Below are 24,706 nucleotides of genomic sequence, written 5' to 3' on the forward strand. Positions count from 1 at the left end.
CGAATACGTGAGCAGGTTCCAGGTCGTCAGCGGTAAGGGCGGGACCGGAAAGACCACGGTCGCCGCATCGCTCGCGCTCGCCCTCGCGACCGAGGGGAAGCGCACGCTTCTCGTCGAGGTCGAGGGCAGGCAGGGCATCGCGCAGCTCTTCGAGACAGAAGTGCTGCCTTATGAGGAGCGGAAGATCGCCGTCGCTCCCGGGGGCGGGGAGGTGTATGCCCTCGCCATCGACCCCGAGCAGGCGCTGCTGGACTACCTCCAGATGTTCTACAAACTCGGGAGCGCGGGCCGCGCCCTGAAAAAACTCGGCGCCATCGACTTCGCCACCACCGTCGCCCCGGGCATCAGGGACGTCCTGCTGACCGGCAAGGCGTGCGAGGCGGTCCGGCGCAAGGGCAAGAGCGGGCGATTCGTCTACGACCACGTCGTGATGGACGCCCCGCCGACGGGTCGTGTCACCCGTTTCCTGAACGTCAACGACGAGGTGGCGGGGCTGGCGAAGATCGGCCCCATACACAATCAGGCGCAGGCCGTGATGCGCGTACTCAAGTCGCCCGAGACGGCGGTGCATCTGGTGACGCTGCTGGAGGAGATGCCGGTCCAGGAGACCGCGGACGGTATCGCCGAGCTGCGGGCGGCGAAACTGCCGGTAGGGCGGATCATCGTCAACATGGTGCGGCCCGAGGTTTTGGACGAGGCCGAGCTGGAACTCGTACGAGCGGCTCCTCGCAGCGCGCTCGCGCAGTCGCTGTCGGCCGCCGGGCTCGGCGGGGCGCGGCGCGGCGGGAACGCCGAGAAGCTGGTGGACCCGCTGCTGGCTCAGGCCGAGGAGTACGCCGAGCGGTACACGCTGGAGCACGAACAGCGCGCTGTGCTCGGCGAATTGCACCTACCGTTGCATGAACTGCCGCTGTTCACCGAGGGAATGGACCTGGCAGGTCTGTACGAACTGGCCACCGAGCTGCGGAAGCAGGGGATGTCATGAGTCCGGACCCGACCCCTGCCTCTCCGCACGGGCACGACAGCACCGTCCGCCACCACCTGCCCCCCGCGCGCTTGCTCGCAGTGGATCCGCTGCTCGACGATCCCGAGACCCGGATCGTGGTCTGCTGCGGGGCCGGCGGGGTCGGCAAGACGACCACCGCGGCGGCGCTCGGGCTGCGGGCCGCCGAGCGGGGGCGGAAGGTGGTCGTGCTGACCATCGACCCGGCGCGCAGGCTCGCCCAGTCCATGGGCATCGACTCGCTCGACAACGTCCCTCGGCGGGTCAAGGGCGTGGAGGGCAGTGGCGAACTGCACGCCATGATGCTCGACATGAAGCGTACGTTCGACGAGATCGTCGAGGCGCACGCCGACCGTGAGCGGGCCGCCGCGATCCTCGCCAACCCCTTCTACCAGTCACTCTCGGCGGGCTTCGCGGGCACGCAGGAGTACATGGCGATGGAGAAGCTGGGGCAGCTGCGGTCGCGCGACGAGTGGGATCTCATCGTCGTCGACACACCGCCCTCCCGGTCCGCGCTGGACTTCCTGGACGCTCCGAAGCGGCTCGGTTCGTTTCTCGACGGCCGGCTGATCCGGCTGCTGACCGCGCCGGCGAAACTGGGCGGGCGCGCGGGAATGAAGTTCCTGAACGTCGGGATGTCGATGATGACCGGCACCCTGGGCAAGCTGCTGGGCGGCCAACTCCTCAGGGACGTCCAGACGTTCGTGGCCGCGATGGACACCACCTTCGGTGGTTTCCGTACCCGCGCCGATGCCACGTACCAGTTGCTTCAGGCGCCCGGAACGGCGTTCCTGGTGGTGGCGGCCCCGGAGCGCGACGCGCTGCGCGAGGCCGCGTACTTCGTGGAGCGGCTGGCCGCGGAGGACATGCCGCTCGCCGGACTGGTGCTCAACCGGGTCCACGGCAGCGGCGCCACCCAGCTGTCGGCCGAGCGGGCGCTCGCCGCCGCGGAAAATCTTGAAGAGCTCCGCATTGTCGATCAGGAGGACGGGAAAGCTGGACTTCGTAACTCTCCCGACACGTACGGCAGTTCAGAATCCTCGGTTTCCGAGACACCAGCTCCCGAAACAGCAGCTTCTGCGACACCGGTTCCTGAGGTACCAGCACCTGAGGCAGACGTCGAAGAACACGTCGAAGGCTCCCCCGCCGCCACCGACAGTGACCCGACCGTCGAACAACTCACCGCAGGCCTGCTCCGGCTGCACGCCGATCGTATGCAGATGCTCTCCCGCGAGCAGCACACACGCGACCGCTTCACCGCGCTCCACCCGGAGGTGGCTGTGACCGAGGTCGCCGCGCTGCCCGGCGATGTACATGACCTCGCTGGACTGCGGGACATCGGCAACCGGCTCGCGACCGACCGGCCGGAGCTGCCGGAGACGAGCGACTGACCTAGACGGCTCAACCCACCGCCAAGTAGTTCTCGTACACCTCTTCCTCGTCGAGGGGCAGGATTCCCACCCCACGTTCGTACTCCGTACGCGCTGTCTCAAGCAGCCGACGCCACGAGGTGACGGTGGGACGCCTGCGCAGCAGTGCGCGGCGCTCCCGCTCCGTCATTCCTCCCCACACGCCGAACTCGACGCGGTTGTCGAGCGCGTCGGCCAGGCATTCCGTGCGTACCGGACATCCGGTGCACACCGCCTTGGCCCTGTTCTGCGCTGCTCCTTGAACGAACAGTTCATCCGGATCGGTAGTGCGGCAGGCCGCCTGCGCACTCCAGTCGGTAACCCAGCCCATACCGGCGCCGTCCTCTCCCGAATCGAGGCTCCCCCACGGCGGCAGCGGCATATTCACCGCCGCCAGTTGAGGACGTTACGGAAGGCGGGCACGGCGCAACACCCCCTTCGGGCCCAATCTTGAATGGCCCGAACGGACTATGGGTAAGCGGCAGATCACCCGGGGGAGTGAGCGACCGACATGCGTGACTATCCCGACAAAGCGGGACAGTTCAGCTGGGCCACAACGGACACCTCGTGACACACAAGGCGGATCCGGGCACGTGCTCCACAAAAAAGTTGGACTACATCCGAAACGTTTCGGGGTTCGCGGACGTATTGATACGTGACCTCACTGCTGTGACAGTTGTGAGCAGCTTAGGCCAAGGCCTGTACGCGTGTCCGGCGAATGAGAACGTAGGCTGCCCTCATGCCAAACAAGCGCTCGGGTGGTGGTCTGTCGGTAACGCAGCAGGCCGCCAAGTTTCTCGGTGTCAGCGTGCTCGCGGGAGCCGTCATGGCGGGCATCGCCCTGCCCGCCGCCGGCGCGCTCGGTCTCGCGGCCAAGGGTTCGGTCGAGGGGTTCGACGAGATCCCGGCCAATCTCAAGCGCCCGCCGCTGAGCCAGCGCACCACGATCCTGGACGCCAAGGGCGGCCAGCTCGCCACGGTCTACTCGCGCGACCGCACGGTCGTCGAGCTCAAGAACATCTCGCCGTACATGCAGAAGGCGATCGTCGCGATCGAGGACTCACGGTTCTACGAGCACGGCGCGATCGACCTCAAGGGCGTCCTGCGCGCCCTCAACAGAAACGCGCAGAGCGGCGGCGTCGCGGAGGGCGCCTCCACGCTCACGCAGCAGTACGTGAAGAACGTGTTCGTCGAGGAGGCGGGCGACGACCCGACGAAGGTCGCGCAGGCCACTCAGCAGACCATCGGCCGCAAGGTCAAGGAGCTGAAGTTCGCGATCCAGGTCGAGGAGGAGCTGGGCAAGAAGAAGATCCTCGAGAACTACCTGAACATCACGTTCTTCGGCCAGCAGGCCTACGGCGTCGAGGCCGGCTCCCGGCGCTACTTCTCCAAGTCCTCGAAGGACCTCACCCTCGCCGAGGCGGCCCTCCTGGCCGGCATCGTCCAGTCGCCGACCCGGTACGACCCGGTGAACGACCCGGCGGAGGCCACCAAGCGCCGCAACACCGTGCTCCAGCGCATGGCGGAGGTCGGTGACATCTCCCCGCAGGAGGCCGACGCCGCCCAGGAGAAACCGCTCGGCCTGAAGGTCAGCCAGCCGAAGAACGGCTGCATCGCGGCGGTCAAGGGCGCGGGCTTCTTCTGCAAGTACGTCGAGCAGGAGTTCCTCGGCAACCCGGTCTTCGGCAAGACCCGCGAGGCCCGCACGAAGATCTGGAACCAGGGCGGACTGACCATCCGTACGACGCTGGACCCGCAGTCGCAGGCGTCCGTGCAGGCGTCGATCAAGGAGCATGTGTACAAGTCGGACTCGGTCGCGACGGCGGTCACGCTGGTCGAGCCGGGCACCGGCAAGATCCTCGGCATGGGCCAGTCGAAGCCGTACGGCTACGGCAAGAACGAGACCGAGATCAACTACTCGGTCGGCAACGACAGGGGCGGCTCCAACTTCGGCTTCCCGACCGGTTCGACGTTCAAGCCGTTCGTGGCGGCGGCGGCCCTTGAGGAGGGGCGCCCGGCGATCCAGGAGTACTCGTCGCCGTACGAGATGGAGTACCCGAGCCCGGTCCAGACCTGCAGTGGCAAGCCGTGGGTCAACCTGAAGGGCGAGAAGCTCGAGAACGAGAGCGAGTCGGAGAAGGGCCCGTACCGCCTGCGAAAGGCGATGGAACTGTCGGTCAACACCTACTTCGTGCAGATGATCTCCGACATCGGCCTCTGCCCGGTGGTCAAGATGACCGACGCGCTGCACGTGACACAGGGCAACGGCGACAAGCTGCCCGAGGTTCCCGCCATCGCCCTCGGTTCCAAGGGCATCTCCCCGCTGACGATGGCGAGCGCGTACGCGGCCTTCGCCTCCCGGGGCATGTACTGCACGCCGGTCGCCATCGAGTCGATCACGCAGAAGGCCAACGGCCAGGAGAAGTCGCTGGAGGTCCCGAAGTCGACGTGCTCGCGCGCGATGTCGGAGACGACCGCGGACACCGTCAACACCCTGCTCCGGGGCGTGGTCGACTCCGGCACCGGCCAGGAGGCCGGCCTCACCGACGGCCGCGACAACGCCGGTAAGACGGGTACGACGGACGAGCGCAGGAACGCCTGGTTCGTCGGCTACACGCCGACGCTGTCCGGTGCCGTCTGGGTCGGCAGCGCCATGCAGAACGTGAAGATGCGCAACATCAGGATCGGCGGCGAGTACCACGAACTCGTCTTCGGCGGCGCGGTCCCGGGCCCCATCTGGAAGGACGCCATGACCGGCGCCCTCGAAGGCAAGGAATCCGGGCAGTTCAACCTCGTCCCCATCGTCGAACCGCCCGTCCAGCAGCCGGACAACGGTGACGAGGACGGAGACAACGGGGACAACAACGGCAACAACGGCGGCACGACGGACGGCAGCACCACGGACGGGAACACGACGTTCCCGACGCCGTCCTTCTCCCTCCCCGAGGGCTTCATCCAGGGCAACGACAACGGCGGCAACAACGGGAACAACGGGAACAACAACGGAGGATTCCCGTAGAGGGTCCGCGCGTCGAGGTGAGCAGTGGTCCTGGTAGTCCGCAGGACGTCGATGGGGGCGCCCTTCTTGAGAAGGGCGCCCCCATCGACGTACAGGCGCGTCGGTGTCTGTGGCGGGTCAGCCGGCGAGGAGCTTCCTGACCGCGGCGGCGACCCGGCCGCCCTCGGCGAGGCCGGCGACCTTCGGGTTCACGATCTTCATGACCTGGCCCATGGCGCGCGGTCCCTCGGCGCCGGCCGCCTTCGCCTCCTCGACGGCCTGGGCGACGATCCGGTTCAGTTCGTCGTCGTCGAGCTGCTTGGGCAGGTAGGCGGCGAGGATCTCGCCCTCCGCCTTCTCGCGCTCGGCCTGCTCGGGGCGGTCGCCCTGGGCGAAGGCCTCGGCCGCCTCGCGGCGTTTCTTCGCCTCGCGGGTGATCACCTTGGTGACCTCCTCGTCGGAGAGCTCGCGCTTCTCCTTGCCGGAGACCTCTTCCTGAGTGATCGCGGTGAGGGTCAGCCGGAGCGTCGAGGAGCGGAGCTCGTCGCGCTCCTTGATGGCGGCGTTGAGGTCTTCCCTGAGCTTCGACTTGAGCGTGGTCATGGGATCGATTGTCGCAGGTGCGGGAAGCGGAACGCCCGTGGATTTCCACCGTCCCTCCCCGCCTGACACCATGGGAGCATGCGCGCGCGATACGCAGTACCCCTGGGAATCACGGCGGTTGCCGCCGCCGGCCTCGTCTACTCGGCGGGTTTCGAGACCCGCTCCTTCCGCCTTCGACGAGTGACGGTGCCGGTGCTGCCCGCCGGTATGCGCCCCTTGCGCGTACTCCAGGTCTCCGACATCCACATGGTCGGCGGGCAGTACAAGAAGCAGCGCTGGCTCCGCTCCCTGGCCGCTCTGCGCCCCGACTTCGTGATCAACACGGGCGACAACCTGTCCGACCCGGAGGGCGTGCCCGAGGTGCTGGACGCGCTCGGCCCGCTGATGCGGTTCCCTGGCGCGTACGTCTTCGGCTCGAACGACTACTACGGCCCCAAACCCCGTAACCCCGCCCGCTACCTGGTCGAGAAGGCCCAGGGCAAGCACGGGCTCAACGGCAACGCGCCGGCGGTCGACGTGGTCCACAACCCGTGGGAGGAACTGCGCGACGGCTTCGACACGGCGGGCTGGCTCAACCTCACGAACACGCGCGGCACGCTGAAGATCGACGGCATGTCGGTGGAACTGACGGGCCTGGACGACCCGCACATCAAGCGGGACCGGTACGCCCACGTGGCCGGCGGCCCCTCGAAGACGGCGGACTTCTCGATGGCCGTGGTCCACGCCCCCTACCTCCGGGTCCTGGACGCGTTCACGGCGGACGCGTACCCGCTGACCCTGGCGGGCCACACGCACGGCGGCCAGCTGTGCATCCCCTTCTACGGCGCGCTGGTCACCAACTGCGACCTGGACACGGACCGCGTGAAGGGCCTGTCGACACACACGGCGGAGGGCCGGACGTCGTACCTCCACGTCTCGGCGGGCTGCGGCGCGAACCGCTACACGCCGGTACGGTTCGCCTGCCCGCCGGAGGCGACACTGCTGACGTTGACCGAGCGGGCGTAACCCACACAGCCCGCCCGGATCGCCCGATATGCCCGCTCGCCCTAGCGTGAGGGCATGACCGCCCCGATACCCAGCGACCTACCGGACCTCCCCGCGCTCCCGGGCGGACCGGCACTCTTCCCCTCCCCCGTCCCCGCCACGGCGGTGGTGACTCCGGTACGCCGCCCCATGACGGCGATCTTCCGCCTCCTCACCGCCGCCACGGCGGCCACGGCCGTGACGGGCGAACTGCTCCTGGGCAGCCCGTTCCAGGTCCTGAGCCAGTTCACGATCCAGAGCGGCATCCTGCTGACCCTGGTCATGACCGTCTCGGCCCGCCGCGCCTGGACGGCCCGCCGGCCCCTGCCCAGCGGCCTGACGGGCGCCGCGCTCCTGTACGTGGTGATCGCGGCCCTGGTCCACCACGGACTGCTGGCAAACCCGTCGAGCCCGTTCGCCACGCCCACCCCACCAACCGGCTGGCACGCCACGACGAACCTGGTCCTGCATACGGCGATCCCGATCGCGGCACTCGTCAACTGGCTGTTCCTGACCGCCTCCGGCCAACTGCACCTGCGCCAAGCGGCGCCCTGGCTCCTGTACCCGCTGGCCTATCTGACCTTCACTCTGGCCCGAGGCGAACTGATCCTCCCGGGCACACCGAACCGCTACCTGTACGGCTTCCTCGACGTGGCCGAGCACGGCTACAAGAGCGTCCTGGGCAACGCCCTCCTCCTCGGCCTCGCCTTCTACGCCCTCGCCGTCCTCCTCGTAACCCTCGACCACATCCGCCCGAACCCGGTCCGCCACCGCGCGAAAACCGGATTTCGCCTGGGGCCGACGGTGGGCTAAAGTAAACGACGTCGCCGCGACAAGCAGGTCAAGCAGCGACATCGGGGTGTAGCGCAGCTTGGCAGCGCGCTTCGTTCGGGACGAAGAGGTCGTGGGTTCAAATCCCGCCACCCCGACAGTGAAGTACCAGGTCAGGGGCCTGATCCAGTTGATGGATCAGGCCCCTGAGTGGTTCCTGGAGATCGCTTGGGAGAAGTCTGAGAGAAGATCTTGGTCGGCTTCTCCCAGAGCAGTCCGGCTCTTCCCGGTCCCTTTCCGGCCGCTGAATGAAGAGAGCCAGTTCGCCAAGTACTCGATCGTTGAGGTCCACGTGTACCGGCACCACGGGGACCGTCGCCCCGAGAGCTTGCGCCCCAACATGGAGACGCTCAAGGTCATCGAGCGCCTCGGGTCAGCGGACGGCTGGCGCGAACGCTTCTCACATGTCCGGCCCCTCGTGGCTCCGTCCCTATGCGCCATCAAGCGCGACCAAGAGGTGCGGGGTACGTCGCTCGGCATCTTCCGACCAGCGGAGTTCACTGGCTTCCGCTTCGCCCCTGCCGAGCCCTGGCCAGCTTCGAAGGCGGCCCTGGCAGATCAGTTGGATCTACTCGCGCAGGATCTTCGCCAACTGGAGTGGGTGCCACTTGAGTTCCGGTACAGCTTCCGATGCGCGGACCAGGAGTGCGGTGGTCACGACATGGGGCTGAGGGACTGGGAGGCGGGCATGTCGTACCGCAAGTTCGTTCGCCACTACGGGAAGGACTGCGTGGAGGAGAAGCTTCGCGAGCGCTGGTTCGATCGGATGGTCACTCCGGAGAAGGCCGTGCACTGCTTCGTCGGGAACGTCGCGGCCCGCCCCAGAACATTCCTGCTGCTGGGCCTGTTCTACCCACGACGGGATGTCGTCGAGAACTTCCAGGAGAGCCTGTTCGACCTGTGAGGGTGAGTACGCAGGACGGGGAACCCGTGGCCACCGTCCCCTGACCGAGGCCGTCGGCTGAACTGCCGCGTGCCGGATGCGGTCTGCGGACCTGCCTGAATGCGGGCGTGCCATGCTGTCGTCAACGGAGCTTGGCTTGGCTCCAGTTGACCGTCAGGGGGAGCTGTGGCAGGGCGGGACCTTCGAACGCTGTTCAGCTCGAACGACCGGAGCATCGCCGCCAGTGAGGCGTTCACGAACCGGCAGGCACAGTGGCAAGCGGTGACCGCCGGCCTCGCTGAGCGCATACGGCACGTGACCCGTGCGGACTTCGACGTGGAGGACCTGGAGGCTCCCCGCCGCAACATCCTGGTGTTCCACGGTGTGGGCGGGATCGGCAAGTCCACGCTCTCCCGCAAGATCGAGGCGTCGCTAGCCCGCAGCGAGCACCGCCCGGCGCAATGGGAGTCGCCGTCCCACCCCGAGGAGCGGACTCTGCCGGTCCGTATCGATCTCGCGCGCGCTGCGGGCATGGACTTCGAACGCGTCATCCTCACCGTCCGTCTTGCCGTCGCCGCGCTCGGCCGGCCGATGCCCGCCTTCGACCTTGCCCTGCGCCGCTTCTGGGAGCACAACCACCCGGGCGAAACGATCGAGGACTACCTGCGCCGGGGCGGGCTGCTGAGCCGCTTCAGCGCCGCTGCCGCCCTGCCGCAGCAGATGCAGTCCGCCCTCAGCGACGTGGCCCAGGCGCTGCTCCTGCCCGGCACCGTCGGGGGCGCACTCGGCCATGGGGCCGGAGCGCTCATCAAGGCGTTACGCGAGCGGCGTCAGTCCGTACGTGCCCTCGCCGGCTGTTCGCGCCTGGCCGACCTCCTGGAGGCCGAGCCCGACCTGGAAGCCCTCAGCTTCTACCCGCACTTGCTCGCCTGGGACCTGGCCCAACTTCCGGCCGACAAGAGCGCGCTACCCGTGATCCTGCTGGACACCTTCGAGGACACCGGCGACCGTACCCACCGTGACTTCGAGCGCCTGCTCCAGCGCATCGTGTGGCTGATGCCGAACGCGTTCTTCGTCGTCACCGGGCGCAACCGCCTCCAGTGGGCGGAAACGAGCCTGGAAGGGCAACTCGACTGGACCGGGCCGAACGCCTGGCCCAGCCTCGTCTCCGACACGGCAAATAGCGGGTCAGGCGTGTCCGGCCGCCAGATCCTGATCGGCGACTTCTCCTTCGAAGACTGCGAGGACTATCTGGCCCGCAGGCTCAGCCGCGACGGGCACCCGCTGATCGACGAGCCAGTCCGCCGGATCATCGCCGAGCGCTCCCACGGGCTACCCCTGTACCTGGACCTGTCGGTCATGCGCTACCTGGAACTTCGGCGCAGTGGCAGGCAGCCACAGGTCACCGACTTCGACCACGACTTCCCCGCCCTGATCGCCCGTACCCTCAGCGACCTGACCGCCGAGGAACGCCACGTGCTCCGCTCGGTCAGCCTGCTCAACGCGTTCTCTGTTCCTCTGGCCACCCAGGTCGCCGGCATGGACCACGACGCGCCCGCCCTACGCCTGACCGAGCGCCCCTTCATCCGGGAGTCCTCCTCCGGTGTGTGGCCCTTCCATGTCCACGACTTGATCCGCGCCGCTATTCGCAACGCGGACGACGGCAGTGACGACCGCTGGTCGGAGCAGGACTGGCAGCGCGCGGCCCAGCGCGCCTTCGGCGCCCTGGAATCGCAGTGGCGCCAGGACCTGCGACGCGACCGCGCCGTGCTGGTCGGCTGTCTCCAGCAAGGGCTGCTCCTCGCACGGGACTTCCGTCTCGGTCTCGGCTGGCTCGCCGATGCCGCATTCCAGTACGTAGGGGACTCCATCTGGGAACCGCTGGCACTTCCCGCCGCCGATGCCATGTCGTCGGGCGGCCTGCAGACTGCGGCGGACGCCCTGGTGGAAACGCTCAGCGCCATCGCCCGGCGCCAGCACGAGCACCGTGAACGCACGGCCAGTCGACTCTCGGCCGTCCTCGCCTCGGAGCTGCTCCCCGATGACCTGGTCGAACTGGCCACGTACTACCTGGCGAAGGTGCAGCGAGACCTCGGTCTGACCGGTGATTCGCGTCGCGGGATGCAGCGCGTCGCCTCCGCCGACGGTCGGCTCGCTTCCGCGGCTCGGCGCGGCCTGGCACACCTGAGCCGACTGTCCGGAGACTTCCCGACCGCGGTCGAAGCCGCGGGGATGCTGGGTTGGGAGGGGCGGCACCATCGGGTGCTGGGAGACGTGTGGTGGGTGCAGGGCGACATGGAGAGGGCGGTAGCCGCCTACCTGGCAGGCCGGAGCGAAGCCGAGGAGCACGGTGGGGTCGGCGAGACCGCCATGGTGCAGGCGCATCTCGCCTTCGCCGTCTCCTTCTCCGATCCGCTTCGGGCCGATGACGAACTCGATCTGGCGGAACGGCTGTTGTCCCACCTCAGCCTGCGCTCCAGCGAGATGACCGCTCGCATCGCCGTGCTCGTACGCGACGCCGGGTTCGCCGCCGACCTGCCCGGCCGGGCGGCCGTACTGCTCGCCGAAATCGGTGTCTCCGGCATTGCCTACGCCGCGGCGAAACTGCAACTGGCCCTGTGCTTCCACCACGCCGTCCTCGACACCCAGGACGACCTCGCCACCGCGATCACCCGCCTGCGCGAACTCACGCAGAGCGGCGACTACTCCTACTACGTCGAAATCGCCCACTTCATGGCCGGCCTTCCGCTTCCCGAGCACACCGCGCGAGCACGGTGGATCGACGGCGAACAACAGACCCGCGAACAATGGCGCCACCTGGTTACGACACGTCGCAATCACCGCGCCACGACTCGTTAGGCTTTCCACATTTCCACACATGCGCAGATCGCTGGTCAACGAGGCGCGACTACGATCGCCGGTCATGGACTGGCTGGAGCGCACCGCGCAACTGAGGCAGTGGACCAGAAGCGGGATCCGCGCTCCGCACAAGCCGTTGCTGTTGCTGTACGCGCTCGGTCGGTTCCAGCAGGATGCCGCCAGCGAACTACGGTACAGCGCGGTGGAGGAGGATCTGCAGCGGCTGCTGACCGAGTACGGTCCGCCGAACAGGACGACTCCGGCCTACCCGTTCCACCACCTGGTGAGCGACGGCGTGTGGGAGGTGCGTACCGATCGCGGACCGGCCAGCCCCGGCAGCGGGGTGCGGGAGTTGCGGGCCGAGGGGGCCGCGGGGCGGCTGGCGCCGGAACTGCGGGCGGCTCTGCGGCGTGAACCAGCGCTGCTCGGCCGGATGGCACGCGTCCTGCTCGACCTGCACTTCCCGCCTTCGCTCCACGGCGACCTGTGCGAAGCCGTCGGCCTGGAGCTGGAGCCGGCACAGACCGGACAGCTCTCGGCCGCCGTGCGGAGGCGGCGGGATCCGCGGATGCGGGAGCAGGTCCTGACGGCCTACGAGTATCGGTGTGCCTTCTGCGGCTACGACGGCAGGATCGGCGCGGTGCCGGTCGGGCTGGAGGCCGCACACGTGCGCTGGTGGGCGTTCGACGGACCGGACGACGTCGACAACGGGTTGTGCCTGTGCTCCCTGCACCACAAGCTCTTCGACAAGGGCGTCCTCGGTGTCGGCGAGAGCCACCGCATCCTGGTCTCCCAGCGCTTCGTCGGCCACAGCCCCGCCGCCCGCGAACACGTCCTCGCGCTCGCCGACCGACCACTCATCGGACCTCAGCCCGGCGCCCACCCCGTCGCCGCCATCCACCGCTCCTGGCACACCAGCCAGGTCTTCCACGGCAGCCCGCGCCCTGCCACGGCCGCCTGACCTCGCATTGTCGGCTGTGCCCCGCTGGTAAGGAGTGCGATACCAAGAGTATGGTCTCTTGTATGGCGACGAAGAAGGTAACCGTGACGATCCCCGAGGATCTCCTGGACGAGATCCGCGCGGACGCGGCAGAGCGGGGCCTGTCGGCGTACGTCGCCGAGGCGCTGCGCTCCAAACGCGACCGGGACCGGCTCCGGGAACTGGCCGACTGGCTGCAGGAAGAGCACGGCCCCGTGACTGAGGACGAGCGTTCGGCGGCGCTCGACGAGCTGGAGGATCTCGACGCCGAACACGAGCGGCGCCGCGCCTCCGGACAGCACAACGCCGGAGAGGCTGCGTGAAGAAGCTAGTCGGTGAGCACGGGCAGAGGCCGCTCCGTGTCTTCGTCCTGGACTGTGAAGCCCTGTCCCTGGCCGTGCGCGGTGATCGGAAGATGATCGCCTGGCTCGACCTCGCGGCGCGGGGGGAGGCCGAAGTGGTGACGTCGCCGATGACCCTGGTCGAGGCGTACGACGGCAGAACGACCGAACAGCGCTGGGACTGGGTACTGTCCCGGCTCCAGGTCGCCGACATCGGGAAGGACGAGGCCCGCCAGGCACGCCGGCTCCTGGCCGACGCCAAGTTGCACGGCCACAAGTACGCGATCGACGCCGTGCTCGCCGTGATCGCACGACGGCAGAAGGGACAGGTCACCGTCTTCACCTCGGACGTCGACGACCTGGAGAAACTGGTCCCGGACACGGTCGTCGTCAAGAAGGTGTGACCCGACCCGCGCCCCTCAAGGGCCCGCAGCTGGGATGGCACCAGCCCGGGAGTGGGACATCCCGCACGGCTTCAAGCCCCGGATCCTGGCCAGGACAGACGCACCAATCGCCCTACCTGACCGGGCTCTCATCACGCGGTGCCGCGACAGCCTTCGCAACCTCGGACTCGGCGCGCTCCCGTACGTCCTGCGCACAGTCTGCTGCCCTTCTGCTCACGGCCAGGAAACCGAAGAGCGCCGCCAAGACACCAGCGATGACTGCACCGTTATGAGCCCAGAGGGCGACCACGCCGGCGTGTCGCAGGTTCGGCCGGGTGGTCGAGGCGCTCATCTCCCTGCTGGACAACCTGGTGATCTGTTTCCGCCTCCGTACGCCAGCCGGCACCGGGAACGGGAGCCGCGGCACGGCCGAGGACCATCCGTCAGATGCCGTTGGTCTTTCGGCCGTTACTACCGGCGCCCTGGCTGAAGCTGTCGTGTGCGCAGGATCTCGAAGGTCCTGCGCACACAACGACGCCCCCATGGAAGACCAAGCCCCTTTGAGGCCCGTTCAGACGGCCGGAGGGATCCCTGCCGGGGCGCTCAGTTCATCCGCTTCAGGTCCCGGGCGCTCATTCCGAACAGCACATTCGGCTGCGCGTACTTGAAGGTGTAGCCAGCGACGAGAGCGGCGGCAATGAACTCGCCATTGGTGACGTACCTGCCGGTTGCCCGCTCCATCACGTGTTTCACGCTGTAGCTGCTGGCGGCAGGGATCTTGATCGGCGTGACGTTCTCGCGCAGCCACTCGGCCGTCTCCATCACCATGGCCACGCCTCCGGCCAACTCCTCGCGGCCGACGGCGAGGTCGGTCCGGCGCTGCTCGGCCGTCTTGCGAAGGGGATCGAAGACGCCGATGCCGAAGGAGGTGAGCCGCGGATGCTGCTGCATCACCTCGGCCAAGGCAGCGATCTGTCGGCGGGCCACCAGATACGCCATTCCTGTGGCTGCCTGGTGGGCGTGAACCTCAGCCTTGTTGCGACGGTTCCTGGTCATCGTGTGCTCCATCGGACGGGACACCCCACGTCCACCCCGCCGCGGATACTTGGATGACCTGGCGGAACGCTGCTGCGCGATTCGGGGAACCTTGTCTTCGCCGCCACGATGGACGTGGGCCACCATGACTCGGAGCGGGCAGGCGCGATCTGCCATGCACAGCATATGCCCCAGCCCAGCCCCGTCCCGGCAATTCGGGGAGATCCGCCGACGCCATACCAGGACCAGGACCAGGACCACCGAGCCGCACACGTCGCGCGCCAGGCCTGGGCTAGAGGTGGCTGGCGATGGCGGGCATCAGGTCCTGGAAGGTGCGGCCGTTGGCCGGCTCCCCGATGGCGGACATGTGCCAGGTGCCGCCGGAGCGGTGGACCTTGGCCATGATCTGGGCGGTGTAGGGGCCGCCGCCGGAGAGGGTGAAGCGGGCCAGTTCCTCGCCGGTGTTCTCGTCGACGAGGCGGCAGAAGGCGTTCTGCACCTCGGCGAAGGTCTGGCCGGTGAAGGAGTTGACGGTGAAGACGATCTGGTCGACGTGTGCGGGCAGGCGCAGCAGGTCCACGAGGATCGACTCGTCGTCGCCGCCCTGGCCGGCGCCGCCGACGAGGTTGTCGCCGGTGTGGCGGACCGAGCCGTCGTCGCTGCTCAGGTGCTGGAAGAAGACGACATCGATCGGCTCGTTGGCGGCGAAGAGCACCGCGGAGGCGTCGAGGTCGATCTCGCGGGCGGTCAGTTTGGCGAGGAAGCCCTTGCGCGGGGCGGCCTGCCAGCCCAGTCCCATCCGTACGACGCTGAGCGGTTGCCCGCCGGTCTTCTCCAGGCTGATCTGCTGGCCCTTGGTCAGCGTGACTCCCACCGGATTCCTCCTGTTGCTCGGGGGCGAAGTGCGGTGCCCCAGCGGCGTGTTGGAGCAGCCCCCATGAATCTACAGCACTGTAGAGAAAGTGGGCAGGGGCGCGCCCGGCCCCGGCGGGCGGCACGGTCCGGGGACACCCGCTCGGCGTGCGCGCCCGCCCGTGGGGACAGTGTCAGTCCCGGGAAGGGAGGGCGGGACTGGTGAAGTCCGGGCTGCTGTAGCCGGGGCGGGTGCGCCGCTGTACGGGAGGTGAGGCGGGGTGGGGCTGCGGTGCGGGAGGTGAGGCGGGGTGGGGCTGCGGTGCGGGGGTGGACGGCTGGTGCAGCTGGCGGCGCAGGAACGGGAGCAGTCCGCGCTCCAGCAGGGCCTGGCGCCACACCGCATGCGCCTGGGCGAGGGAGGCGGCGTCCGGCTGCGGGCGGTGGGGTGGGGTGCGGTGCCGCGCTGCGGTGATCACGAGTCCGGTGCCCGCCGCCACGGCGGCGAGCATCGCTGTGGCCCCGGCGGTCCAGCCGGCCCGGATCAGCGTGATGGCGAGGGGCTGCTGGACGCCGGCCAGCTGGAGTCCGTGGCCGAGGAGCAGGAAGATGGCCGCCGCCGTGGCGGACAGGACCGGCGCGAGTACGGCCAGTGCCGCCAGCAACCCGTCGCCGACGGTCGCGGGTACGGGCGGCCGGGGCCGGCCGGTGCGGGCTGTGGCGGCTGCGGTCCGCAGCCGGAGCAGCGCGGCGTACTCGGCTGAGGCTTCGGCGGCGATGGTGTCGGTCACGGTCAGCGCCCGGGCGCGTAACTGATCTTCGGTGACCCGCGCGGTCGGCTGCTGCAGGGCTTCGCGGATGTCAGGGGCGCCCAGCGCCTCGTGAAGCGTGTGTGCGAAGTCGGCTCGGTCGACCGTTTCGAGGCGGCCCGGCTCATTCATGAAGATCCCCCCGGATCGTGTGGTGCGGGTCGGCACCGGCGTTCCGGTGGCACGGACCCGCGTCGGGAGTCCGGCAGTGGACGTGCTCGTCGTGGGCGGGCCGGACATATACGGGGTCCGGCCCGCCGGAAGACGCGTGGCGGCGGGTCAGACGCCGACGCCGAAGTCGGCGGCGATGCCCGCCAGGCCTGCGGCGTAGCCCTGGCCGACCGCGCGGAACTTCCACTCGGCGCCGTTGCGGTACAGCTCGCCGAAGACCATCGCGGTCTCGGTGGCGGCGTCCTCGGACAGGTCGTAGCGGGCGATCTCGGCGCCGCCGGCCTGGTTGACGACGCGGATGAAGGCGCCGCGGACCTGGCCGAAGCTCTGGCCGCGGTTCTCGGCGTCGTGGATGGAGACCGGGAAGACGATGCGGTCGATCTCGGCGGGCACGGTGGTGAGGTTCACCTTGACCACCTCGTCGTCGCCCTCGCCCTCGCCGGTAAGGTTGTCGCCGGTGTGCTCGACGGAGCCGTCGGGGCTTTTGAGGTTGTTGTAGAAGATGAAGTGCTGGTCGGAGGGCACCTTGCCGGCGGCGTCGACGAGCAGCGCGGAGGCGTCGAGGTCGTAGTCGGTGCCGGTCGTGGTCCGGATGTCCCAGCCCAGGCCGACCAGGACCGCGGTCAGCCCCGGAACTTCCTTGCTGAGCGAGACGTTGCCGCCCTTGGCGAGGCTTACACCCATGTCGCATCCCTCTCTCGTGCCACATGGACCGGACGAGTGCGCCCGGTCCGTTGAATGATCCGAAATCTACAGCACTGTAGAAATTACTGGGGGTTGCCGGGGCCGTCCGTACCGCAACCGGATCTGGAGCGCGGTGACGCAGGTGGCCGGTCAGCCTCGCAGCCCGGGGCAGCCGCGGCCGACGGCAAGGGTCACCGCGCGGGGGCCCTCGGCGTTCGCGGGATGCGCCAGACCGCCTGTCCACACGTCCGCCTCCCCGCGCCGCCCGGCGTGGCGGTTCGCTGCGGCGTGTCACGTCCCACCCTGCGGCGCCCTGCTTCCGTGCCGACGGAGTCAAGAATCTACAACGGCGTAGAAGATAACGGACGCAGAGGGCATCCTGAGCATGTGCGACGGCATGCTTCATCGCCTCGTGCCCGGCAGCGACGGAGAGGAGTGGCAGGTGGATGACAAGCAGGACGAGCCGCCGCCGCGCGCACGCCCCCGCAGAGGGCCGGGCGAACTGGAGGCCAGTGTGCTGACCTCCCTGGGCAGCGCGCCGGGGCCGGTGACGGCCGGCTGGGTGCGCGAGCAGATCGACCCTTCTCTCGCCTACACCACGGTGGTGACGACGCTGACGCGGCTGCACGGCAAGCAGGCCGTCGTGCGCCACCGCGAGGGGCGCTCTTATGTCTGGAGGGCCGTCTTCGATGCAGCAGGGCTGGCCGCCCGGCGCATGCGCCAGATCCTCGACGGAGAGAGCGACCGGGGCGCCGTGCTCAGCCGGTTCGTCGCCGGACTGTCTCCGGACGACGAACGGTCGCTGTGCCTGAGACTCAACACCACCACAAGGGCGGACACGGGCAGTTGATCCGACCCGCCCAGTCGGGGCGGGCCGGCCCCGGGGCCGGCGCGGGGACGTGGACATCGTGGAAACGGCGGCGGGCCGGCGGGTGACAGAGCTCAGTACGATGAACCGCTCCCGCGGCGGCAGGCGGGGCCGACAGACGGGAGGTTGGCGGTATGACGGACCAGAACAGGGGCGGAATCGAGCAGTCTCCGCGCCGGCGCGGCCAGGGCGAGCTGGAGACGCAGGTGCTCGCCGCGCTGCACCAGGCCCCCGGGGCGGTTCCTGCGGCCTGGGTCCAGGAACGCCTCGGCGGCACCCTCGCCTACACCACGGTGATAACCATCCTGACCCGGCTGCACGCCAAGGGCGCGGTCACCCGTCGGCGGGCTGGCCGCTCGTTCGAGTGGACCGCCATCGCCGACGCCGCCGGGCTGGCCGCCTTGCGGATGCGGAGGGTCCTGGACGCCGAGAGCGACCGGGAAGCGGTTCTGGCCCGTTTCCTGACCAGTCTGACGCCGGAGGACGAACAGGTGCTGCGCGGTTTGCTGGCCCAGGGTCCCGGCGAGGGGGAAGACTAACCGCCATGGGGGTCTTCGTCTTCCTGCCGCTGGTGCTGCCGTTGACGGCCTGGCCCATCGCACGCCTTGCCGAACAGCGTCTGCACCCCCGGGCGGCGACCTGGCTGCTGTCGGCCGTCGCCGGGGTGCTCGCGGTGTGCAGCACCCTGTGCCTGGCCCTGTTGATGGTGGTCGGCACCGCGCAGCTGCCCGGCAACCCGCTGCCCGACGGCTGGTCGGACCCCCAGGTCCGCGAGGCCGTCCCGTACGACGAGATCGCGGGCAAGGCCGCCATCCCCGCCCTGATCGCGGTGCTCGCCGCGTGTACCCGGACGGCGTGGCGCCACCACCGGGTACGCCGCCGGGCCGAACGCGCCCTTGCGGGCCTGCCTGCAACATCGGTGGCGGTGCTGCCCGACGAACTGCCCTACGCCTACGCGCTGCCCGGCAGGCGGAACCGGATCGTGGTCACCACCGGGATGCTCACCGGGCTCAGTTCGGCCGAGCGCCGCGCCCTGTTCGCCCACGAGCGCGCGCATCTGACCCGTCGCCACCACCGGTTCCTGCTCACCGTGCAGCTCGCCGCACGGGCCAACCCGTTCCTGCGGCCGCTGCGGACCGCCGTCACGTACTGCGCCGAGCGATGGGCGGACGAGGAGGCGGCCACCGCCGTGGGCAGCCGACGCACCGTGGCACTGGCGATCGGCAGGTCCGCGCTGATCTCCCGGGGCGCGCCCATCGCCACGCTCGCGCACTTCGCGGCCCCCGGTCCGGTGCCGCGCCGGGTCGCCGCCCTGCTCTCACCGGCTCCCACCGCACGGATCTGGCCACCGGTCTTCACCACGGTGGGCCTGGCCGCCTGGATGGCCGCCGCGGGCACCACCGCATCGGCGCTGTCCTCGGCGAACTCGGCCGTCACTCTGTTCCTCATCCTGCACGCGGCCACCCCGATGTAGCCGGATCCTTGCGATGCGTGCGAAGAGGGGTGCTGGCGCCCGTCCGGCGGCAGCACCCCTGTCCGGCTGCAGGGTCAGCGGCGGCCTTTGAAGCGTTCGAGGGCGGCCACGCCCACAGCGGCGAGTCCGATCTGGATGAGCCATTCGACCCAGTCGACGCCCTTGGTGTCCGCCACTCCCAGGCCCGCGGCGATACCGGTGCCGACGAAGGCCGCGGCGATACCGACGCCGATCGTCCACAGCACGCCGATGCGCTGACGGCCCGGCAGAACCAGCCGTCCCAGCGTGCCGACGATGACGCCGATCACGATGGCGCTGATGATCCCGGAGATCTCCATGCCCGTCCCTTCCCGTGCGTCGTATGCGTTCTAGAGGTCGAACTCGTGGGGCGGCAGGTCGAGGGCGTAGCAGGCTTCGCGCACGATCTGCTGCTCGTCCTTGTCGAAGTCGCCGTCGGCGCCGCCGATGACGATGCCGATCTGGATGACGGCGCGTGCCTCGGCGGGCTTCTTCTTCGCCTTGGCGACCTCCTGCACGACGCTGACCTTGCCGAAGTCGAAGTCGGCGGCCAGCTTGTTGCAGTTGTCGTCGAAGCGGCGCTGCAGGTCCTCGGCGGGGAAGTTCTGCAGTACCTCGTTGGTGGCGATGAGCTGGGCCACCTTGCGGCGCTCGGCCGGGTCGATGGTGCCGTCGGCCGCGGCGACCAGCGCGCACATCGCCATACTGGCGTCGCGGAAGGCACCGCTCTTGAGGTCGTTCTTCTTGGCGTTGAGCTGGGTCTGCATCGTCGATGCGGACTCCTTGAGACGGTCCCACAGGGCCATGCCAACTCCGTACGTCTCAGGGCCGTCCGGGCCGTTTAGGGCCCGGACAACCAATCCTTCTACATTGATGTAGAAGCTATCAGGGGTGGCAAGAGCGCGCGGGCTCCTCAGCCCTCGTCGCCGTCGTCGCCCTCGTCCTCTTCGTCTCCTTCGAAGAAGTCGCCCACCTCGTCGACGACTTCGGCCGCGACCATGCCGCCGACCACACCGACGGCGAGTCCCGCCGCACCGGCCGCGACCACGGTGCCCATGCCCGGCCCGGAGCGGTGCCCGTGGCCATCGCCGTGGCCATGGCCGTGGTCGTCCTTGTGGGCGTGGCTGTTGTGAGCGGCGTAGGGGTCGCCGTGTCCGTAGTGGCCGCCGTGGTGCGACTCGCCGTGCCCGTACGAGCCGTGACCACCGTAGGAGGCGCGGTGCTCGATGAGCTGACGGATCCAGCCGTCGACTTCCGCGTGCCAGTCGTGCTGCTCGACGCCGTGATGGTGGACGGTGAAGCGGGTCACCGCGTCGTGGCCCCCCGCGAAGAGGCCGCCGCGCTTGTCGGCCTCCAGGATCACCTCCATGCCGCCCGGGTTCGCGAGGAAGGTCACCTCGATCTCGTTGACCTGGTGCGCGTACTGCGGCGCCGGGGCGAGTTCGATCTCCTGGTAGAAGGGCAGCTGCTGACCGGTGCCCCCGATGCGCCCCAGTTCCAGGTCGGCGGCTTTGAAGCCGAAGCCGAGCTGCCCGAGCGCCTCCAGGATCGCCTCCTGGGCGGGCAGCGGGGCCACAGTGAGCTGGTCGAGGTCGCCCTTGTCCTTCGCGCCCGCCACCGCCAGTTCGGTGCGCACCCCGAGCACGATGCCCAGTCCCTGCCCGTACAGCTCGGTGATGGGGGTCTCCCATGGCAGCATCACGCTGAAGGGCACGCTGTGCAGCTCGCCGGCGGCGAGACGGAAGCCGCCGCCGACGGTGAACCGGTCGAAGACGACCGCGCCCTCGGACTCCCCGCCGTCGTGCTCGGCCTCGACGCGGGCCATCAGCTCCAGGGTGATGTGCTCGATCGTGAAGTCCGCGTCACCGCCCCGCAGGTGGACCTGCCCGCTCAGGGTCCCGCCGGGCAGTACCGCGCCCGGGTTCAGGACCGTGTCCACCGTGGGCCCGCCCACGCCGAGCGAACCGAGCAGCCGCTTGAACACCATCGTGGCGTTCACTCCTTCATGTGTACGTACGGGTTCTTGACCCCGCCGGGCGGCAGACCCCGAAGGGGGTGAGGCCCGCCGCCCGGCGGGAGAGGGCTACTTGGTCGAGGTGTCGAGTGCGGCCAGGGCCTGCGCCCAGCGCGCGTACTTCAGCTCGGCCAGATCAGCGACCGTCTTGACGCCGAACGCCTCCTGAAGGAGTTCACCGCCCCGGTCCGAGACCCCCTTCAGCGCGGAGACCGGCGCGGCGAGGATCTCCGGCAGACTCTTGTCCGCCCACGCCTTGTCCAGCACCTTGTCCAGGTCGATCGAAGCCACGACAGCCCTCCCAGGGGAAAACACCGACGGATGATCCGGACGACGTGCCGGCGGGGTGGCCGCGACCGGCGGATAGTGTGCTGCTCAAACCGGTGCGTGCCCCCCCGTCCCCGCCCGTCGCCCGAGGGGCAGCCGGGAACATCCGGGCCACCCCCTCGCGTTATCTACACGCATGTAGAAGCATAGGGGTGAGGTGCCCCACGCGGACGGCATCCTGGCGGCTTGCCCACGAAACGTCCGAAAAGCACTCCTGCGAGTGGCGGAAGCCGCCCCCACAGGGGAGCTTTACCGCCCCTTTACCATGGGGGGGGTGTGAACGCCTCACCGAACCGTCCCGGGATCCGCCCGATCCGATGAGCCAAGAAGGAGCAGCAGACCCGCCATGGGTGAACCTCCCAGTCCCAGCCGTGCCATTGCCCGCCCACCACACGTACGTGAGGGATCGGGGGTGGCACGGTGACCGAAATCCTGCTGCTGCTCCTGGCCCTGGCCCTCACCTTGGCGTGTGCGGTGTTCGTCGCGGCCGAGTTCTCCCTGACCACGATCGAGCGCGGCGAGCTGGAGCGCGCCGCGGCGGCCGGTGAACGCGGCGCGGACGGGGCGTTGAAGGCCGTACGCAAGCTGACCTTCCAGCTCTCCGGCGCCCAGCTGGGCATCACGGTGACCTCGCTGGTGATCGGCATGCTCGCCGAGCCGTCACTCGCCGCCCTGCTGCGCGGCCCGCTTCAAGCGGCCGGCCTGCCGACCGGCGCCGTCTCCACCGTCTCGACCCTGCTGAGCGTCACCCTCGCCACGGTGGTCCTGATGGTGGTCGGCGAGCTGGTGCCGAAGAACTGGGCGATCTCCAGCCCACTGGCCGTGGCCAAGGTGGTGGCCGGTCCGCAGCGCGGCTTCACCGCCGCGTTCGCCCCGCTGATCCGCCATCTGAACAACACCGCGAACCATCTGGTGCGCCGGCTCGGACTGGAACCGCAGGAAGAACTCGCCTCCGCCCGCACCCCGGAGGAGCTGGTCGCACTCGCCCAGCACTCCGCCCGTGAGGGAGCGATCGAGGCGGACTCGGCCGAGCTGTTCGTGAAGACCTTGCACCTGAGCGAACTGACCGCCGAGAACGTCATGACCCCGCGCGTGGACGTGCAGGCCCTGGAGGCTCACGCCAGTGCCGCGGACGCGGCGAACCTCACGCTGGCCACCGGCCTGTCCCGCTTCCCCGTCTACCGCGACAGCCTCGACGAGGTCATCGGCACCATCCACATCCGCGACGTCCTCGCCCTGGAGGAGGACAAGCGGGCCGTGACGGCGGTCACCGGCCTGGCCACCGAACCGCTGCGGGTGCCCCACTCGCTGCCGGTCGACAAGCTGCTGGGCCGACTGCGCGCCTCCCGCACCATGGCCGTGATCATCGACGAGTACGGCGGCACCGCCGGCGTCGCCACGGTCGAGGACATCGTCGAGGAGGTCGTCGGCGAAGTCCGCGACGAACACGACCCGCACCAGCAGCCCGGCCTGATGCCCCTCGCACCCTCCCCGGACGGCCGGCCGGTGTGGGAGGCCGACGGCAGCGTCCGCCTGGACGAGCTCAAGGAGATCGGTTTCCTGGCGCCGGAGGGCCCGTACGAGACCCTGGCCGGCCTGGTCGCGACCCGTCTGGAGCGCATTCCGGCCCTGACCGACCGCATCCAGGTGGACGGCTGGCAGCTGGCCGTCCTGGACATCGAGCACCACCGGGCCGACCGGGTCCGCATCACCGCCCCGGCCGCCGCCCATCCCAGCACGGAGGACACGCGATGACCACGATCCAGCTGCTGATCGGCGCGCTCACCCTGATCACCAACGCGTTCTTCGTCGGCGCCGAGTTCGCCCTCATCTCGGTACGTCGCAGCCAGATCGAACCGGCCGCGCGAGAGGGCAACCGGCGGGCGAAAAGCACCCTGTGGGCCCTTGAACACCTGTCCGCGATGATGGCCACCGCCCAGCTCGGCATCACCGTCTCCTCCCTCGTACTGGGCGCGGTCGCCGAACCCGCCATCGCCCACCTGCTGGAGCCGCCCTTCCACGCGATCGGCGTGCCCGAGGCACTGATCCACCCGATCGCCTTCGTCATCGCGCTCACGGCGGCGACCTATCTGCACATGCTGGTCGGCGAGATGGTGCCGAAGAACATCGCACTCGCCGCACCCGCGCCGACCGCGCTGCTGCTCGGCCCGCCGCTGGTCGCCCTCACCCGGGCGCTGAAGCCCGTCATCTTCGGTATCAACGCCTTCGCCAACACCCTGCTGCGGCTGCTGAAGGTCGAGCCGAAGGACGAGGTCGTCTCCGTCTTCACCGACGACGAACTCGCCCGTCTGGTCAAGGACTCCAGCGAGGCCGGGCTGCTGGACCCCGCTGACGTCGAACGCCTCCAGGACGCCCTGGAACTGGGCACCCGCCCGGCCGGCGAGGTGATGGTGCCGCTGAACAAGACGGTCACCGTGGGCCACGAGACCACCCCGCAGCAGCTGGAACGCGCCGCCGCGGCCTGCGGGTTCTCCCGCCTGCCGGTCACCGGCCCCGCCGACGAGGTGCTGGGCTATCTCCACATCAAGGACGCCCTGGGCGTGGCCGAGCGCACCCGGCCCTTCCCGCGCAGCGTCCTGCACCCGGTCATCCAGGTCGAGATCGACACCCCGCTGGACGACACCATGACCGCCATGCGCGCCGCCGGCACCCACCTGGCAGCCGTCACCGGCGAGAAGGGCACCGTCATCGGCTTCGTCACCATGGAAGACGTCCTGGAAGAACTCGTCGGTCCCAGCCCCTCCGAGGCGCTCTGAGCCGATCCGCGGCCGGCGCGGACAGCCTGCCGGGCATGAACGCTGTGGCACCGGCGTACCTGAGGGGCGGGCGCGGCTGCGCAGGGCCGCGCCCGAAACCTTCGCCGGCCAGGGCTTCAAGGCCGCCCCGATGCGGGCCGTGGCTGCCCGAGCCGGGCTCCCGCCCAGCCTGGCGATCCGCCGCGTCGGCTCCAGGAGGGCCTGCGCGCGGCGGTCACCAGGACGTCCTGGCGTGGATCGCCGACACGCTGCGCCGAATCGACGCGGAGCCCCGGGGACCTGGTGGCATCACTCGGTCAGGTCTCGGCGCGGCTGCCGACGCCTTCACCGTCCACGTCCTCCACCTGCCTGTCGCCGTCGCCCTC

Annotated in this window: 25 protein-coding genes and 1 tRNA gene; 16 read left to right on the forward strand and 10 right to left on the reverse strand. The window is 69.3% G+C overall.

Annotated elements, in window-relative coordinates; genetic code table 11:
• Positions 1-7: 7 nt before the first annotated feature.
• Positions 8-985: an ArsA-related P-loop ATPase gene (locus tag RB628_RS07150; RefSeq protein WP_318319443.1), complete on the forward strand. Its 978-nt coding sequence runs from the start codon at positions 8-10 to the stop codon at positions 983-985.
• Positions 982-2,394 carry an ArsA family ATPase gene (locus RB628_RS07155; protein ID WP_318319444.1) on the forward strand — a complete coding sequence of 471 codons (1,413 nt, stop codon included), beginning with the start codon at positions 982-984 and terminating at the stop codon, positions 2,392-2,394. Before RB628_RS07150 ends, RB628_RS07155 begins: the two co-directional genes overlap by 4 nt.
• Positions 2,395-2,404: 10 nt before the next feature.
• Here the strand turns inward: RB628_RS07155 and wblA are convergent, their stop codons facing one another.
• Complete coding sequence (gene wblA / locus RB628_RS07160; protein ID WP_318319445.1) at positions 2,405-2,743, reverse strand: transcriptional regulator WblA; 339 nt, start codon at positions 2,741-2,743, stop codon at positions 2,405-2,407.
• Positions 2,744-3,151: 408 nt separating this feature from the next.
• Here wblA and RB628_RS07165 point away from each other — a divergent pair, with 408 nt between their 5' ends.
• Entirely contained in the window at positions 3,152-5,431 is a 2,280-nt protein-coding gene (locus tag RB628_RS07165; RefSeq protein ID WP_318319446.1) for a transglycosylase domain-containing protein, read from the forward strand.
• Positions 5,432-5,548: 117 nt separating this feature from the next.
• On the opposite strand, the gene RB628_RS07170 is transcribed toward RB628_RS07165, so the two are convergent.
• Complete coding sequence (locus RB628_RS07170) at positions 5,549-6,013, reverse strand: GatB/YqeY domain-containing protein (RefSeq protein WP_318319447.1); 465 nt, start codon at positions 6,011-6,013, stop codon at positions 5,549-5,551.
• A 78-nt stretch (positions 6,014-6,091) separates the two neighbouring features.
• Here RB628_RS07170 and RB628_RS07175 point away from each other — a divergent pair, with 78 nt between their 5' ends.
• The 8 genes from RB628_RS07175 (at position 6,092) to RB628_RS07210 (ending at position 13,333) form a co-directional block, all read left to right on the forward strand.
• Positions 6,092-7,018 carry a metallophosphoesterase gene (locus RB628_RS07175; RefSeq protein ID WP_318319448.1) on the forward strand — a complete coding sequence of 309 codons (927 nt, stop codon included), beginning with the start codon at positions 6,092-6,094 and terminating at the stop codon, positions 7,016-7,018.
• Positions 7,019-7,072: 54 nt separating this feature from the next.
• Positions 7,073-7,849 (forward strand): Pr6Pr family membrane protein, encoded by a 777-nt coding sequence (locus RB628_RS07180; protein ID WP_318319449.1) that lies wholly within the window; start codon positions 7,073-7,075, stop codon positions 7,847-7,849.
• Positions 7,850-7,891: 42 nt separating this feature from the next.
• Positions 7,892-7,965, forward strand: a tRNA-Pro gene (locus tag RB628_RS07185).
• A 2-nt stretch (positions 7,966-7,967) separates the two neighbouring features.
• Positions 7,968-8,771 carry a hypothetical protein gene (locus tag RB628_RS07190; protein ID WP_318319450.1) on the forward strand — a complete coding sequence of 268 codons (804 nt, stop codon included), beginning with the start codon at positions 7,968-7,970 and terminating at the stop codon, positions 8,769-8,771.
• Between the two features lie 165 nt (positions 8,772-8,936).
• Complete coding sequence (locus tag RB628_RS07195; protein WP_318319451.1) at positions 8,937-11,609, forward strand: ATP/GTP-binding protein; 2,673 nt, start codon at positions 8,937-8,939, stop codon at positions 11,607-11,609.
• A 64-nt stretch (positions 11,610-11,673) separates the two neighbouring features.
• On the forward strand, positions 11,674-12,570 hold the full coding sequence (locus tag RB628_RS07200; RefSeq protein ID WP_318319472.1) for a phosphorothioated DNA-binding restriction endonuclease: 897 nt from the start codon (positions 11,674-11,676) through the stop codon (positions 12,568-12,570).
• A gap of 62 nt (positions 12,571-12,632) precedes the next feature.
• Complete coding sequence (locus RB628_RS07205; protein ID WP_318319452.1) at positions 12,633-12,911, forward strand: CopG family transcriptional regulator; 279 nt, start codon at positions 12,633-12,635, stop codon at positions 12,909-12,911.
• A complete protein-coding gene (locus tag RB628_RS07210; protein ID WP_318319453.1) occupies positions 12,908-13,333 on the forward strand; it encodes a PIN domain-containing protein in 426 nt (141 codons plus the stop codon). The genes RB628_RS07205 and RB628_RS07210 overlap by 4 nt, the downstream gene beginning before the upstream one ends.
• 582 nt (positions 13,334-13,915) lie before the next feature.
• Here RB628_RS07210 and RB628_RS07215 read toward each other — a convergent pair.
• From RB628_RS07215 to RB628_RS07230, 4 genes are all read right to left on the reverse strand, one after another.
• Positions 13,916-14,380: a hypothetical protein gene (locus RB628_RS07215; protein WP_318319454.1), complete on the reverse strand. Its 465-nt coding sequence runs from the start codon at positions 14,378-14,380 to the stop codon at positions 13,916-13,918.
• Between the two features lie 259 nt (positions 14,381-14,639).
• Entirely contained in the window at positions 14,640-15,221 is a 582-nt protein-coding gene (locus RB628_RS07220; protein WP_318319455.1) for a TerD family protein, read from the reverse strand.
• Between the two features lie 172 nt (positions 15,222-15,393).
• Entirely contained in the window at positions 15,394-16,140 is a 747-nt protein-coding gene (locus RB628_RS07225) for a hypothetical protein (RefSeq protein WP_318319456.1), read from the reverse strand.
• A 147-nt stretch (positions 16,141-16,287) separates the two neighbouring features.
• On the reverse strand, positions 16,288-16,863 hold the full coding sequence (locus RB628_RS07230) for a TerD family protein (RefSeq protein WP_318319457.1): 576 nt from the start codon (positions 16,861-16,863) through the stop codon (positions 16,288-16,290).
• A gap of 442 nt (positions 16,864-17,305) precedes the next feature.
• Here RB628_RS07230 and RB628_RS07235 point away from each other — a divergent pair, with 442 nt between their 5' ends.
• From RB628_RS07235 to RB628_RS07245, 3 genes are all read left to right on the forward strand, one after another.
• Positions 17,306-17,713, forward strand: a complete 408-nt coding sequence (locus tag RB628_RS07235) for a BlaI/MecI/CopY family transcriptional regulator (protein WP_318319458.1) — start codon at positions 17,306-17,308, stop codon at positions 17,711-17,713.
• A 152-nt stretch (positions 17,714-17,865) separates the two neighbouring features.
• Complete coding sequence (locus RB628_RS07240; RefSeq protein ID WP_318319459.1) at positions 17,866-18,270, forward strand: BlaI/MecI/CopY family transcriptional regulator; 405 nt, start codon at positions 17,866-17,868, stop codon at positions 18,268-18,270.
• Positions 18,271-18,275: 5 nt separating this feature from the next.
• On the forward strand, positions 18,276-19,205 hold the full coding sequence (locus RB628_RS07245) for a M56 family metallopeptidase (RefSeq protein WP_318319460.1): 930 nt from the start codon (positions 18,276-18,278) through the stop codon (positions 19,203-19,205).
• Positions 19,206-19,279: 74 nt separating this feature from the next.
• Here RB628_RS07245 and RB628_RS07250 read toward each other — a convergent pair whose 3' ends face one another.
• The 4 genes from RB628_RS07250 to RB628_RS07265 all read right to left on the reverse strand — a co-directional run bounded on the left by RB628_RS07250 (position 19,280) and on the right by RB628_RS07265 (position 21,528).
• Positions 19,280-19,543, reverse strand: coding sequence for a GlsB/YeaQ/YmgE family stress response membrane protein (locus RB628_RS07250; RefSeq protein WP_318319461.1), 264 nt, complete (start codon positions 19,541-19,543; stop codon positions 19,280-19,282).
• A 30-nt stretch (positions 19,544-19,573) separates the two neighbouring features.
• Positions 19,574-20,029, reverse strand: coding sequence for a TerB family tellurite resistance protein (locus RB628_RS07255; RefSeq protein WP_318319462.1), 456 nt, complete (start codon positions 20,027-20,029; stop codon positions 19,574-19,576).
• Between the two features lie 107 nt (positions 20,030-20,136).
• On the reverse strand, positions 20,137-21,210 hold the full coding sequence (locus RB628_RS07260) for a sporulation protein (RefSeq protein WP_318319473.1): 1,074 nt from the start codon (positions 21,208-21,210) through the stop codon (positions 20,137-20,139).
• A gap of 96 nt (positions 21,211-21,306) precedes the next feature.
• On the reverse strand, positions 21,307-21,528 hold the full coding sequence (locus tag RB628_RS07265; protein WP_318319463.1) for a hypothetical protein: 222 nt from the start codon (positions 21,526-21,528) through the stop codon (positions 21,307-21,309).
• A gap of 456 nt (positions 21,529-21,984) precedes the next feature.
• Here RB628_RS07265 and RB628_RS07270 point away from each other — a divergent pair, with 456 nt between their 5' ends.
• Positions 21,985-23,319, forward strand: coding sequence for a hemolysin family protein (locus tag RB628_RS07270; protein WP_318319464.1), 1,335 nt, complete (start codon positions 21,985-21,987; stop codon positions 23,317-23,319).
• Positions 23,316-24,341, forward strand: coding sequence for a hemolysin family protein (locus RB628_RS07275; RefSeq protein WP_318319465.1), 1,026 nt, complete (start codon positions 23,316-23,318; stop codon positions 24,339-24,341). Before RB628_RS07270 ends, RB628_RS07275 begins: the two co-directional genes overlap by 4 nt.
• Positions 24,342-24,706 lie beyond the last annotated feature (365 nt).

It is taken from the genome of Streptomyces sp. ADMS (assembly GCF_033441795.1).
GTDB lineage: Bacteria > Actinomycetota > Actinomycetes > Streptomycetales > Streptomycetaceae > Streptomyces.